This is a genomic window from Actinophytocola sp. NPDC049390 (genome assembly GCF_044466355.1).
Taxonomy (GTDB): domain Bacteria; phylum Actinomycetota; class Actinomycetes; order Mycobacteriales; family Pseudonocardiaceae; genus Actinophytocola.
In genome coordinates, this window is sequence record NZ_JBITMQ010000004.1 from 203,502 (window position 1) to 215,333 (window position 11,832).

16 protein-coding genes are annotated in these 11,832 nt (G+C 69.1%); 8 read left to right on the forward strand and 8 right to left on the reverse strand.

Features of this window, described 5'->3' with window-relative positions; translation table 11 throughout:
• Position 1: 1 nt before the first annotated feature.
• Both ACIBVP_RS14730 and ACIBVP_RS14735 read left to right on the forward strand, forming a co-directional pair.
• Entirely contained in the window at positions 2 to 1,072 is a 1,071-nt protein-coding gene (locus tag ACIBVP_RS14730) for a hypothetical protein (RefSeq protein WP_396106630.1), read from the forward strand.
• Positions 1,072 to 1,659: a hypothetical protein gene (locus ACIBVP_RS14735; protein WP_396106631.1), complete on the forward strand. Its 588-nt coding sequence runs from the start codon at positions 1,072 to 1,074 to the stop codon at positions 1,657 to 1,659. The genes ACIBVP_RS14730 and ACIBVP_RS14735 overlap by 1 nt, the downstream gene beginning before the upstream one ends.
• A 2-nt stretch (positions 1,660 to 1,661) precedes the next feature.
• Here ACIBVP_RS14735 and ACIBVP_RS14740 read toward each other — a convergent pair whose 3' ends face one another.
• Both ACIBVP_RS14740 and ACIBVP_RS14745 read right to left on the reverse strand, forming a co-directional pair.
• Entirely contained in the window at positions 1,662 to 2,417 is a 756-nt protein-coding gene (locus ACIBVP_RS14740) for a decaprenylphospho-beta-D-erythro-pentofuranosid-2-ulose 2-reductase (RefSeq protein WP_396106632.1), read from the reverse strand.
• Positions 2,414 to 3,754 carry an FAD-binding protein gene (locus tag ACIBVP_RS14745; RefSeq protein WP_396106633.1) on the reverse strand — a complete coding sequence of 447 codons (1,341 nt, stop codon included), beginning with the start codon at positions 3,752 to 3,754 and terminating at the stop codon, positions 2,414 to 2,416. The genes ACIBVP_RS14740 and ACIBVP_RS14745 overlap by 4 nt, the downstream gene beginning before the upstream one ends.
• 45 nt (positions 3,755 to 3,799) lie before the next feature.
• On the opposite strand from ACIBVP_RS14745, the gene ACIBVP_RS14750 reads away from it, so the two are divergent.
• The gene (locus tag ACIBVP_RS14750) at positions 3,800 to 4,207 is read left to right on the forward strand and encodes a GtrA family protein (protein ID WP_396106634.1); all 408 of its coding nucleotides are present in this window, start codon (positions 3,800 to 3,802) and stop codon (positions 4,205 to 4,207) included.
• Between the two features lie 79 nt (positions 4,208 to 4,286).
• Positions 4,287 to 4,622, forward strand: coding sequence for a hypothetical protein (locus tag ACIBVP_RS14755; RefSeq protein ID WP_396106635.1), 336 nt, complete (start codon positions 4,287 to 4,289; stop codon positions 4,620 to 4,622).
• A 90-nt stretch (positions 4,623 to 4,712) separates the two neighbouring features.
• On the opposite strand, the gene ACIBVP_RS14760 is transcribed toward ACIBVP_RS14755, so the two are convergent.
• Genes ACIBVP_RS14760 through ACIBVP_RS14775 form a run of 4 tightly spaced genes read right to left on the reverse strand, consistent with a single transcriptional unit; the run spans position 4,713 to position 7,701 of the window.
• Positions 4,713 to 4,982, reverse strand: coding sequence for a hypothetical protein (locus tag ACIBVP_RS14760; RefSeq protein WP_396106636.1), 270 nt, complete (start codon positions 4,980 to 4,982; stop codon positions 4,713 to 4,715).
• A 60-nt stretch (positions 4,983 to 5,042) separates the two neighbouring features.
• Positions 5,043 to 5,948, reverse strand: a complete 906-nt coding sequence (locus ACIBVP_RS14765; protein WP_396106637.1) for a glycosyltransferase — start codon at positions 5,946 to 5,948, stop codon at positions 5,043 to 5,045.
• Complete coding sequence (locus tag ACIBVP_RS14770) at positions 5,948 to 6,766, reverse strand: ABC transporter ATP-binding protein (RefSeq protein WP_396106638.1); 819 nt, start codon at positions 6,764 to 6,766, stop codon at positions 5,948 to 5,950. The genes ACIBVP_RS14765 and ACIBVP_RS14770 overlap by 1 nt, the downstream gene beginning before the upstream one ends.
• A 17-nt stretch (positions 6,767 to 6,783) precedes the next feature.
• Positions 6,784 to 7,701 (reverse strand): ABC transporter permease, encoded by a 918-nt coding sequence (locus tag ACIBVP_RS14775; RefSeq protein ID WP_396106639.1) that lies wholly within the window; start codon positions 7,699 to 7,701, stop codon positions 6,784 to 6,786.
• Positions 7,702 to 7,855: 154 nt separating this feature from the next.
• On the opposite strand from ACIBVP_RS14775, the gene ACIBVP_RS14780 reads away from it, so the two are divergent.
• From ACIBVP_RS14780 to pseI, 4 genes are all read left to right on the forward strand, one after another.
• The gene (locus ACIBVP_RS14780; protein WP_396106640.1) at positions 7,856 to 8,485 is read left to right on the forward strand and encodes a hypothetical protein; all 630 of its coding nucleotides are present in this window, start codon (positions 7,856 to 7,858) and stop codon (positions 8,483 to 8,485) included.
• Positions 8,486 to 8,495: 10 nt separating this feature from the next.
• Positions 8,496 to 8,954 carry a hypothetical protein gene (locus ACIBVP_RS14785; RefSeq protein WP_396106641.1) on the forward strand — a complete coding sequence of 153 codons (459 nt, stop codon included), beginning with the start codon at positions 8,496 to 8,498 and terminating at the stop codon, positions 8,952 to 8,954.
• Between the two features lie 154 nt (positions 8,955 to 9,108).
• Positions 9,109 to 9,330, forward strand: coding sequence for a hypothetical protein (locus ACIBVP_RS14790; protein WP_396106642.1), 222 nt, complete (start codon positions 9,109 to 9,111; stop codon positions 9,328 to 9,330).
• 22 nt (positions 9,331 to 9,352) lie between these two features.
• Entirely contained in the window at positions 9,353 to 10,402 is a 1,050-nt protein-coding gene (pseI, locus tag ACIBVP_RS14795; protein ID WP_396106643.1) for a pseudaminic acid synthase, read from the forward strand.
• Between the two features lies 1 nt (position 10,403).
• Here pseI and ACIBVP_RS14800 read toward each other — a convergent pair whose 3' ends face one another.
• Positions 10,404 to 10,991 (reverse strand): hypothetical protein, encoded by a 588-nt coding sequence (locus tag ACIBVP_RS14800; protein WP_396106644.1) that lies wholly within the window; start codon positions 10,989 to 10,991, stop codon positions 10,404 to 10,406.
• Between the two features lie 152 nt (positions 10,992 to 11,143).
• On the reverse strand, positions 11,144 to 11,827 hold the full coding sequence (locus ACIBVP_RS14805; protein ID WP_396106645.1) for a phosphotransferase enzyme family protein: 684 nt from the start codon (positions 11,825 to 11,827) through the stop codon (positions 11,144 to 11,146).
• Between the last annotated feature and the right edge of the window lie 5 nt (positions 11,828 to 11,832).

Consider the following 11,832-nt stretch of genomic DNA (forward strand, 5'->3'; position numbering starts at 1 on the left):
CATGGGTGGCGAGAAGACCACCGGCCAGCTCTCCGGCATCACGATCAGCGAGGAGATGGGCTACGGCGAGAAGGTCGCGCGCGGGCTGCCCGTGGTGGGCGGCGCGGTCAGCGCGGGCATCGCCATGAGCGCGGGCGACTGGCGCGGCACGACGGTCGGCGCCGCCTCGTTCATCCAGTCCTGCAAGGACGCCGCCACCGGCATCGCCACCGACCCGCTCGGCTGGCTGATCGGGCAGGGCCTGAACTTCCTCATCACGGTCGTCCAGCCGCTGCAGGACCTGATCCACATGGTCAGCGGCGACGGGCCGGCCCTGATGAACGCGGCGTCGAACTTCAACGCGATCGCCAAGGGCCTCGCCGAGTACGGCGAGAAGTTCGTCTCCGACGTCGGCGAGTCGCTCAAGGAGTGGGGCGGCACTGCGAAGGACGCCGCCCAGAAGCGCATGGAGCGGTTCGCCACGGGCATCGGCGGCACCGCGGGCCAGTCCGGGGACATCGCGCAGCTGCTGCAGATCTCCAGCATGATCATGACGGTCATCGAGGAGTTCATCAAGGCGCTGCTCACCGAGTTCGTCGAGTGGCTGATCCTGATCTGGATCCCGGCGCTCGCGGCGGCGGCCCCGACGTTCGGCGGCTCGGTCGCGGCGGCGTGGACCGGCACGTTCGCCAAGGGCACGCACACGACCGTGAAGGCGACCAAGCAGGTCAGCAAGCTGCAGAAGATCCTCAACATGCTCAAGCAGCTGCTCGACAAGCTGAAGACGCTCATGGCCAAGACCAAGGACTTCTTCAAGCAGGCAGGTACCGCGAGCAAGGCGTTCGGCCAGACCGCGCGCATGCAGGCGAAGCTGGGCGCCCGTGAGCGCGGGGGCAAGCTGCTCGACGACCTCGACGCGGTGAAGACGTTCCCGCAGCGCCTCGGCGAGAAGGGCCTCGACAGCCTCAAGGGCCAGTACACCGACCGCGGCAAGATCGCCCGCAACGCCAACAACGGCTACAAGGCGGGCGAGTACGGCAACACCGGCTCCGACCAGTCGGTCGAGGAGACCTCCGAGGACCTCACCATCTAGTGGACCTGATCGCGACGTGGGACTGGCGGGCGTGGAGCCTGCTGGTCCTGTTCGTCGTGGTCGTGGGCGCCTTCGTGGCCCGGTGGCTGTCCGGCCTCGCGTTCCGGTACCTGCTGGTCGGCGGCCTGGCCCGGCGACACGGCTGGCAGGTCGACCTGCCAGGTGGCGACGGCGGGCGTGCCGCGTTCGACGATCGGGAGCGGCGGCGGCGCAGGCGGGCGTGGGCGTTGCTGCGCAAGGGCCGGATCAGCGAGGGCTACCGGACCGGCGTGTTCGGCAGGACACAGGCCGGGGCGTGGCACACCGAGATCACCGTGACCGGCGTGTGGCGCGGCCGGCGGTTCGTCGCGTCGCAGCTGCGGCGGTACGAGCTGTCCAGCGGCAACGAAGGGGTGCACCGGAAGACCCGGCGACGGGCGACACTGCGCCTGACCTGCACGTTCCCCGTCCAGGAGGTGCCAAGGTGGCGGCGTCGCCGGGTCACCGCCGACGGTGGCGGGTTGTCCGTCGAGCTGGGGCCCTGGCTGCGGCGCGGCAGTCTGCTCGCCGCGCTCGACCACCTGAGCACGCTCGCGGACGGGCGCTAGCGTCAGATCGGCAGGCGGCGGAAGATCGGGCGCGGGACGTGCCGCAGGATCGAGAACAGCACGCGCAGCGGCGCGGGCGCCCACACCAGTTCCCTGCGCTTGGTCACGGCGTTCACGACCACGTCGGCCACCTGGTCCGCGGTCGCCGACAGCGGGGCGGGCTTCATGCCCTCGGTCATCCTGGTGCGCACGAACCCGGGGCGGACCACGGTGACCGTGATGCCGTCGCCGCGTAGCGCCTCGCCCAGCCCCAGGTAGAAGCCGTCCATGCCGGCCTTCGTCGAGCCGTACACGAAGTTCGACCGGCGCACCCGCTCGCCCGCGACCGACGACAGCGCGACGATCCGGCCGTGCCCCTGCCCGCGCAGGCGCTCCGCGAGCAGCACGCCGACCGACACCGGCGCGGTGTAGTTGACCTGCGCCAGCTCGATCGCGCGCGCGTGGTCCTGCCACGCCTGCTCCGCGTCGCCGAGCAGGCCGAACGCGACGACGGTGACGTCGATGTCGCCGTCGCCGAACGCCTTGTCGAGCACGGCGGCGTGCGACGCGGTGTCCAGCGCGTCGAACTCCACGGTGGACACCGTGGCGCCGGCGGCACGCAGCTCGTCGGCGGCCTTGTCGAGGCGCTCGGACGGCCGGGCGGCGAGCACGACGCGCAGCGGACGGCGCTGGGCGTACTTCTTCGCGACCGCGAGGCCGATCTCCGAGGTGCCGCCCAGGAGCAGCAACGACTGGGGGTTCCCCACGGCATCGATCACAGCAAACCCAACCTTCTCGACATGTCCGAAGCGAACTTTCCTTGCGGGTCGACAGAAGCGCGGATCTTGCGCCACTCGTCGAGCCGCGGGTAACCACGTGCGATCACCTCGGGCGTGGCGCGGGACTCCTTCGCCAGGTAGTGCCGGCCGCCCGCGGCGAGCACCAGCTCGTCCAGTTCCTCGCAGAACTCGTGCACGCCACCACCGACCGGCAGGTCGACGCACAACGTCCAGCCCTCCATGGGGAAGGACAGCGGCGCGCGGTTGCCCTCGCCGAAGCGCTTGAGCACGTTCAGCGCGGAGACCTGGCCGGTCTCGGTCATACGCCGGACGGTGTGCCGGATGACGTCCTCCGCGCCGAACGGGACCACGTACTGGTACTGCAGGAAGCCGTGCGGCCCGTAGCCGCGGTTCCACTCGCCGACGATGTCGAGCGGGTGCAGGAACTGCGTGATGTTCTGGACCGCGCCCAGCTTCGTCGGCGACTTGCGGTACCACAGCTCGCTGAAGATCCGCCCGGTCAGCTTGTTGAGCAGGCCGGGTGGGAACACGTCGGGGACGGTCAGCAGCTGCGGTGCGTCGAACTTGAGTGGGTGGCGCCGGAGCCGCTTCGGCAGGTCCTCGACCGTCGCGTGGTTGGCGCGGGTGAGGATGCCGCGGCCCAGGTGCGGCCCGGTGGTGACGGCGTCGAACCAGGAAACGGACTCGACGTATTTCTCGTCGTCGACGCTCTGGCGGGCCATCAGCTCGTCGAGGCCGCCGAGCTGCTCGGTGTCGACGACGAAGTACGCGGTCTCGACGTGGTTGAGGTGCAGGGTCGCCTTCAGCACGATGCCCGTGAGGCCCATGCCGCCGACGGTGGCCCAGAACAGGTCGTCGTCGGGGGTGAGGGTGGCGATCTCGCCGTCGGCGGTGAGCAGGTCGAGCGACCGCACGTGGTCACCGAAACTGCCCTCGACGTGGTGCGCCTTGCCGTGGATGTCGCTGCCGATCGCCCCGCCGACGGTGACCTGCCGGGTGCCGGGCAGCACGGGGAGCCACAGGCCGAACGGCAGCAGCGTCCGCATCAGCGTGTCGAGCGAGACGCCCGCGTCGACCTCGACGGTGCCCGCGTCGGCGTCCACGCGATGGATGCGGTCGAGCGCGGTCATGTCGACGACGGTCCCGCCCCCGTTCTGCGCCGGGTCCCCGTAGCTGCGGCCGAGCCCGCGGGCGATCACCCCACGCGGCCCGGCGTTCTTCACGGCGTCCGCGATGGCGGCGAGGTCGACGGTCCGGACGACCCGCGCGCTCGTGGGGGCGGTCCGGCCCCAGCCGGTGAGCTTCTGTGGCTTCACCGCACCGAGGGTAACCGGGTCGTCGGGGGCTCCTACACTGGCTCCGTGACCGCCGTCGACACCCCGCCGCGCCTGGTGAGCCAGCTCGCGCGGTTCGTGCTGATCGGCGGTTTCTGCGCGCTCGTGGACTACGGCGTGTACCAGGGGCTGCTGGCGCTGGAGCTGTGGGTCCACCTCGCGAAGGCGCTGAGCTTCGTCGCCGGGACGACGACGGCGTTCTTCCTGAACCGGCGGTTCACGTTCGCCGCGGGGCGCGGCGGCATCGGGCAGGCGGGCGGGTTCGCGCTCCTGTACACGGTGACGTTCTTCGTGAACGTGGGCGTGAACGCGCTGATGCTGCAGGTGCTGCCCGAGGGCGGCTGGCGCATCACGGCGGCGTGGGTCGTGGCCCAGGGCCTGGCCACGGTGATCAACTTCGTGATGCTGCGCACCGTGGTGTTCCGGACCCGCTGAGCCGGTGGACGTCCGCGATTTCCGGCGTCTGTGTCACCGGGCTGCCGAACGCACCGGTGGCGAGGTGGCCGGGTTCCGCATGGCCGAGAGTGTCACCCCCAACTTCCACCAGGGGTTCATCGCGTACCGGGGACGGACGGTTGCCGTGGTCCGCGGCCGGGAAATGCCGGTGATGGCGATCGCCGAGCCGCGGGTGGCCGGGAACGGTGGTGTCGAGGGCGCCGGGCCGCTGACCTTCGTCGAGGCTCCCGAACTGGCGGTTTGCCTGGCAGAGCTGTCCGGGTGCCGAGTGCTCACCGTGGTCGAGCTGAACGGTCCCTTCGACGCCGTGGCGTGGCCACGTGTCTCGGCGGGCGATGTCGCGTACTGGCGCCCGGGCACGCTCGGCGAAGCGCTCTTCAACTACTGGGACTGAGCCGCTCAAAGACTGATCGCGGCCTCCGGCCCCCGAAGGGCGCTTGCCGGCGTTGGACGCCGTGAACGCGCCTGCTCTGGCCCCGTGGCGCTAGTTCGCGAAGCCGTGTTTTCTGGCGTGGTCGCTGCCGTAGACCTTCGTCATGGGCGGCAGCACGTCCAGGTGTGCGGTCACCACGTGCGAGAAGTTCACCGTCACCGTCGAGCCGTTCGCCAGTTTCGGGCGGCCGACCGCCGCGCTGCCGAGCAGGTCGGGCAGCTTCTCCTCCAGCTCGCGGGCGCCGTCCTCCGACAGTTCGAACACGATCGGCTCGCCGCCGCCCGTGACGTGCAGTACCAGTGCGCGTTTCGAGTCACTCATGCGTAAAGACCAGCAGGACCGCCACGCACCGGCAACCTGGGTTCACCGACAGCAAATCCGCTAGAAGCGGAAGAAGCGCTCCTTGCGACCCTGGCGCACCAGCTTCAGCCACTGCAGGAACGCCTTCGGGTCCTTCTTCGTCCCGATGAAGTACAGGCCGAACCGGAGGATCTCCAGCATGCCGATCTTCCGCAGGCCCGGCTGCGACAGCAGGTAGCCGCGGTTGCGGTACGTGTAGTACCGCTTCACGTCGCTCGCCGGGTCCTGCGCGTGCAGGCGCCCGCCGAGCATCGGCTTGAACTCGTCCGAGCCGTCCGGGTGGAGGTAGGCCACCCGCAGGCACGTGCCGAACGACAGCCCGGACCGCACGAGCCTGCGGTGGACCTCGACCTCGTCGCCGCGGAAGAACAGGCGGTAGTCGGGGACACCGATGACGTCCAGCGTGGACGCCCGGAACAGGGCGCCGTTGAACAGCGACGCGATGCCCGGCAGGAAGTCCGTGCCCAGCTCCGCAGCGCTGCGCTTCCACGTCAGGCCGCGGCGCAGCGGGAACGCGAGCCGGTCGGGGGTCTCGATGTTCGTCACCACCGGCGAGATCTCCGCCAGGTCCCGCTTCTCGGCCTCGCCGAGCAGGACCTCGAGCACGTGCTCGTCCGCGGGCCTGCCGTCGTCGTCGGCGCACCAGATCCACTCAGCACCCATGGCCAGCGCGTGCAGCATGCCCAGCGCGAACCCGCCGGCCCCGCCCAGGTTGCGGTGCGACTCGAGGTAGGTCGACGGCACGGGGCAGCTCTCGACGATGTCCCGCGCGGACTCGTCCGGGCCGTTGTCGACGACGACGAGGTGGTCGGGCGGTCTGGTCTGCGCGCCGATCATCTTCAACGAGTCGGCGAGCAGCTCACGCCGGTGGCGGGTGACGACCACCGCCACCACCGCGTTCTTGGGCAACCGCCCGGCGGTTTCCATCAGACCTCGCTGGTTTTCGTCGTGAGTGCGGGCTCGACACCCAGCCGGGCACGGGCTTCCGCGCTCATGCTCTCGAACGGGTCCTTGCCCTTGTAGGCGGTGATGACCTCGCGCAGCGAGCCGTGCTGCTTCATGTGACCCTCGTCCATCCAGATGGCCGTGTTACACAGCTCGAACAATAGGTCGTCCTGGTGCGAGGCGAACACCAACAGGCCGGAACGCTTCACGAGATCCACCAGCCGGGTACGTGCCTTCGCGAGGAACGCCGCGTCGACCGCGCCGATGCCCTCGTCCAGCAGCAGGATCTCCGGGTCGATCGACGTGACCACGCCGAGCGCGAGACGGACGCGCATACCGGTCGAGTACGTCCGCAGCGGCATCTGCAGGTAGTCGCCGAGCTCGGTGAACTCCGCGATGTCGTCGACCCGCTTCTCCATCTGCTTGCGGGTCATGCCGAGGAACAGCCCGCGGATCATGATGTTCTCGAGGCCGGAGATCTCCGGGTCCATGCCGACGCCGAGGTCGAACACCGGCGCGATCTTGCCGACGATTCTCGACGACCCTCTCGTCGGTTCGTAGATGCCCGCCAGCAGGCGCAGCAGCGTCGACTTGCCCGCGCCGTTGTGGCCGACGAGCGCGACGCGGTCGCCTTCCTTGAGCGACAGCGTGATGTCGTGCAGTGCCTCGATGATCGGCACCTTCTGCTCGGTGCCGATCTTGCCGCCCACCTTGCCGAGGACGGCCTTCTTCAGGGAACGAGTCTTCGCGTCGAAGATCGGGAAGTCGACGGAGGCGTTCCAGACGTCGATGCTGACCATGTCGTTTATCGCCTCACTCAGACCCAGTAGGAGACCCGCGCGCGGTAGTTGCGCATGGCCACGAACGCCAGCGCCCACCCCACAACGGTAAACCCGCCGACGATCGCCCAGTGGTGCCAGCTCTGCGTGTTGCCGACGAGCGGGGCACGCAGGATCTGGACGTAGTGGTACAGCGGGTTCAGCTCCGCCACCAGCGCACGGTTGCTCGCCCCGTCGCCGAACTGCCTGGTGAGCAGGTCGGTGGTCCACACGATCGGCGTCATGAAGAAGATCAGCTGCACCAGGCTGTTGATGACTGGCGGGATGTCCCGGTAACGCGTCGAGATGATGCCGAACAGGATCGTGACCCAGCCACCGTTGACGGCCAGCAGGACGAACGCCGGGATCGCGAGCAGGATCGCCCAGGTGATGCCGGGCTCGACGATCCCGCTGCCCTCGGTGATCTCGTACGGGTGGTCCAGGCTCGTCCAGAAGATCGCCACGACGACGAAGTACACGGCCAGGTTGTGGGCGAACATCAGTGTGAGCCGCCACACCGTGCGCAGCGCGTACACCGTGAGCGGGGCGGGCAGGTGCTTGATCAGGCCTTCGTTGCGGATGAAGGTTTCCGTGCCCTCGAGCAGGCAACCACTCATGAAGTTCCAGACGATGAACCCGACCGTGATGTAGGGCAGGAACGTCTGGATCTGGTTGCCGAACAGCTGGGAGTAGAGCAGGCCGAGACCGATCGCGGTGACGGCCATCGACAACGTGATCCACAGTGGTCCGATGACGGACCTGCGGTAGCGCTGTTTGATGTCCTGCCACCCGAGGTGTCCCCACAGCTCACGCTGCTTGAAGCCCTCGACGATGTCCTCCCACGCACGCGACCAGCTACGGGTCGACGGAGGTGGTGGGGGCGCCTGCTCCTGCTCGGCAGTGCTCGTTACTGACACGGCTGTCGAGCGTACCGGCGGCCACCGTGCGTGCCGCAGGGGCTGCGCGCGGCGAAGGTTCGTTGCCACAAAGAGACCGTGCGCGGAGATGAAGATCGTTCGCCTGCTGGTAACTTTTGCCCTCATGGTCGACGTCGTCCCTGTGCGGAGCGTCATGCGCGCTCTCATTGACGTCTATGCCGAGCACCCCGAGCCACGGACCGTCGCTGTCGTCGGCAACATGCCGCTGTCGCCGGACGAGGAGCGGGCCAAGGCCATCGACGCCAGTGACCTGGTCTTCCGGGTCAACGGGTTCGTCACGGACGAGCCCGGTGCGCCCCCCACCGTGGGCAGCCGCACGCACGTTGTCGTGTTCAACCGCGCACTGCGTGCCACCAAGTACGTGTTCGAGAACTACCGCAAGCGGCTCTACCTCATGGTGGAGCCGGGCAGGCTGCACTGGGAGCCGGACAACCTGCCCGGCTGGTGGCCGGAGGACCTCGGGCTCGTGCCGGTCAACAACGCCGAGGTCACGCTGCCGCTGTCGGACGCGCTCGGCCTGCCGACCCGCAGCGAGGGCACGTGGGCGACCACCGGGACGATGGCGGCGTGGATAGCGCGGACCTGCTATCCGAACGCTGACCTCCTGCTGACTGGGTACTCGTTCATCGATGACCCGAACCAGACGCACTGGATGCACGCGGCCGGTGACTCCTGCGTCGTCGGGCCCGAGCACCAGATCGCAGCCGAGGGACGGCTGCTCGATTCGTGGACCAAGACCGGCCGCACCAGGCTGCTTCGCTGAGGGAAACACATTGCCGATCAACAGCTCCCGGGGACTCCGCAACCTGTTCGGAGCCCGCCGGATCATCTCCGACCGCATCAAGCGGCTGGTCAACTACCGCATCGACGAGCACCTGCGCGAGCTCTACGCCACCGTCGACCGGCTCGCGAGAGACCACTCCGATGTCGTCGAGGACATGCGCAGACGCCTCGCCGACCTCGAACGCCGCTACAACAAGATGGACAAGCTCCAGCACTGGACGGCCAACGAGCTGGAGCGCGTGATCCCGCAGGTCGCCGCGCAGGAGTCCCAGCTGGAGTCGCTGTGCGAGAAGATCGCGGCGGTGCCGGTCGGTGACCAGCCGCAGATCGACGAGTCCCGCTCGCTGATCGACGAGATCCGCCGCGAGCACAGCCAGATCAAGGTGCGCCTCACCGCGGTCGCGCAGTACGAGGACCGGCTCCGGAAGCTCGAAGATCGCGCGGAGTAACCGTTAGGGCCACGCCATCACGTTCCGTTGCCATTATTCACAGTTTAACGTTCAAGTGGCAATTGTTGACTGGTTGTCTTCATCAGTCAACTCTGTCGCTGGTTACTCCATTCGTGGACCCTGAACCGTGTATACAGGCGCGGAGGTCGGGGTCATGGTGGATGTCCAGTGGTGGTTATCGGCTTACGACAACCGAGTGCACGCGTTCGGCAACGAGGAAGCCGGACGCGACTTCGGTGAGGCGCTCTGCGAGCACTGCGTGCCGAACAACAAGCTCTCCTGCACCGACGACGGCGAACGGTGCCTGGCGTGCTTGCTGATCTTCGGCGACCTGCTCGCGGACACGTACGGAGACGCGGCCTGGCGGGCCTCCTGACCGGCACCAGTACCTTGGGGCCATGCGTGAAGTCAGGATCGGCAAGCACACGGTCGGGCCGGACCACCGGCCGTTCGTCATCGCCGAGATGTCCGGGAACCACAACGGCGACCTGGACCGCGCGATGGCGATCGTCGACGAGGTGGCGCGTTCCGGCGCGCAGGCGCTGAAGCTCCAGACCTACCGCGCCGACACGATCACGATCGACGTCGACGGACCTGCCTTCCGCGTCTCCGACGACCACTCGCTGTGGGGTGGCGAGAACCTCTACTCCCTGTACGAGAAGGCGCACACGCCGTGGGAGTGGCACGCCCCGATCTTCGAACGCGCGGCCTCGCTGGGGTTGACCGTCTTCTCGAGCCCGTTCGACCCCACCGCCATCGACCTGCTCGAGTCCCTCGACGCCCCCGCCTACAAGATCGCGTCCGCCGAGATCGTCGACCTGCCGCTGATCGAGCTGGCCGCGAAGACCGGCAAGCCGCTGATCATCTCCACGGGCACGGCGAACGTCGCCGAGATCCACGCCGCCGTCGAGACCGCCCGCCGCGCGGGCAACGACCAACTGATCGTGCTCGGCTGCACGGCGTCCTACCCGGCCGACCCGGCCGACAGCAACCTGCGGGGCATCCCGCTCATCCGCGACACCTTCGACGTCGTGCCCGGCCTGTCCGACCACACGATGGGCATCGGCGTGCCGGTGGCCGCGGTGGCCCTGGGCGCCTGCGCGATCGAGAAGCACGTGACCCTCAAACGCGCGGACGGTGGCGTCGACAGCGAGTTCTCCCTCGAACCCGTCGAGCTGGCGGCGCTGGTGACCGAGACGGAGCGGGCGTGGCAGGCGCTCGGCGTCACCCGCATCGGGCCGAAGGACAGCGAGCGGGAGACCGCCCGCCTCCGGCGGTCGCTGTGGGTGGTCGCGGATGTCGCCGAGGGTGACGCGGTGACGTCCGCGAACGTCCGCTCGATCCGCCCGTCGGGCGGGCTGCCACCCGCGGCGTTGCCGACCGTGCTTGGCCGCCGCTTCCGCGCCTCGGCGGCCAAGGGCACCCCGCTCACGTGGGACCTGGTGTAGGTCACCAGCTGAAGGTGTCCACGCACCACCTGTCGTCGACCTCGCGGCCGCCGACGAGCCCGGTGATCGGGCCGCGTTCCTCCTCGTAGCCCTCGAACTGGCCGTCGATGGTGCTATCGGTGACGAGTAGCGCGTCCGGGTCGATGAGCGAGAGCGGCACGGCCTTGCTGTCGTCGAGCAGCCGCTGGACGGACGTCTGGCCGCCGTCGATCTCGCCGCAGGACAGGTCGCGGATCTTGCCGAGGTCGCGTTCGTACACCGCGTCGAGGAAGGCGTTGAGGTAGCCGGCCGGATCGGCTGTGGGGTCCGCTGTGGGTTCGTCGCCGGGTTCGTCGCCGGGTTCGCTCCGCTCGGGCTCGCCCGCCTTGGGGGCCTGCTCCGTGCCGTCCTCCTCCGTGGCGGCGCCAGTATCGCCGCTGTCGCCGGAGTCTTCGCTGCTCGCCGAAGAGTCATTGTCGTCGCCGAGGAAGAAACCGGGGTTGACGAAACCGAGGATCCCGAGCCCGATCAGCGCGGCGATCACCACCACGAGCACGGGGGCGACGACGTTGCGCCTGCCGGAGGGGTACTGGTTGGGCGGATAGTTCATGGCGTCTCCCGTTCTTGTGGTTCCCGGGTCGGACGCACGCGGTGATGTTACGGATTCATCAGATTTGTCACGGCAAGTTGTCCACAGGCGTCGGACGCGCAAGCGCTTGCCAACACACACGTTGTCCACAGGGTGTGTCGTTGTCCACAGAGTTATCCACAGGCGAGTTGGGCGAGGCGTTCACGGGCGTAGTGCGGCTCGACCAGCCATCCGTTGGCCGCTTCCCACGCGTTGACCGCGGCGTGCGCGGCCGGCGGCAGCCCGATGCCCGGGATGTCCGCGAGGTCCAGCCACGGGTGGTCGACGCGGGCCTCGTCCCAGTCGAGGAACCCGATCCGGTCGCCGTCGACGCGGATGTTCGCGGCGCACGGGTCGCCGTGGACCACCGTCGACGGGCCGTCCAGCGCCCGCCACGCCGACCGGCACGCGTCGACGGCCTCGGCCGGCATGGCCGTCAGGTCGACGTCGCCGCCGCGGTCGGTGGTGAGCAGCTCGCGGGTGCCCGGGAAGTCGGGCCGGGGCGGCCAGCCCGCCGTCAGCTCGTGCAGCCGGCGCAGCTCGGCCACCACCGGAGCCCAGTCGGTCGGCTCGTTGCCGGGTAGCCAGCGCTGCACGACCACGCCGCCCACATGCGCGCGGCCGTCCGCGCGGACCACCTCGGGCACGACGAAGCCGTGAGCCGCGAGGTGGTCCAGCAGCGCCAGCTCCCACTCCAGCGACAGGATCGACCGCGCGGACCGGCGCGCCACCAGGTCGCCCTCGAGCCGGAACACCTCGTTGCGGTGCCCGCCGAGCCGCTCGAGAACCGCGGGCGAGCCCCACGGGGTGAGGTCCACGCCGC

Excerpts from the sequence above, each read along its gene's own strand:
- ACIBVP_RS14730 (WP_396106630.1), top strand. The coding sequence starts at position 2 with ATGGGTGGCGAGAAGACCACCGGCCAGCTCTCCGGCATCACGATCAGC.
- ACIBVP_RS14755 (WP_396106635.1), top strand. The coding sequence starts at position 4,287 with ATGGCCGAGAGTGTCACCCCCAACTTCCACCAGGGGTTCATCGCGTAC.
- ACIBVP_RS14760 (WP_396106636.1), bottom strand. The coding sequence starts at position 4,982 with ATGAGTGACTCGAAACGCGCACTGGTACTGCACGTCACGGGCGGCGGC.
- ACIBVP_RS14765 (WP_396106637.1), bottom strand. The coding sequence starts at position 5,948 with ATGGAAACCGCCGGGCGGTTGCCCAAGAACGCGGTGGTGGCGGTGGTC.
- ACIBVP_RS14770 (WP_396106638.1), bottom strand. The coding sequence starts at position 6,766 with ATGGTCAGCATCGACGTCTGGAACGCCTCCGTCGACTTCCCGATCTTC.
- ACIBVP_RS14780 (WP_396106640.1), top strand. The coding sequence starts at position 7,856 with ATGCGCGCTCTCATTGACGTCTATGCCGAGCACCCCGAGCCACGGACC.
- ACIBVP_RS14790 (WP_396106642.1), top strand. The coding sequence starts at position 9,109 with ATGGTGGATGTCCAGTGGTGGTTATCGGCTTACGACAACCGAGTGCAC.
- pseI (WP_396106643.1), top strand. The coding sequence starts at position 9,353 with ATGCGTGAAGTCAGGATCGGCAAGCACACGGTCGGGCCGGACCACCGG.
- ACIBVP_RS14800 (WP_396106644.1), bottom strand. The coding sequence starts at position 10,991 with ATGAACTATCCGCCCAACCAGTACCCCTCCGGCAGGCGCAACGTCGTC.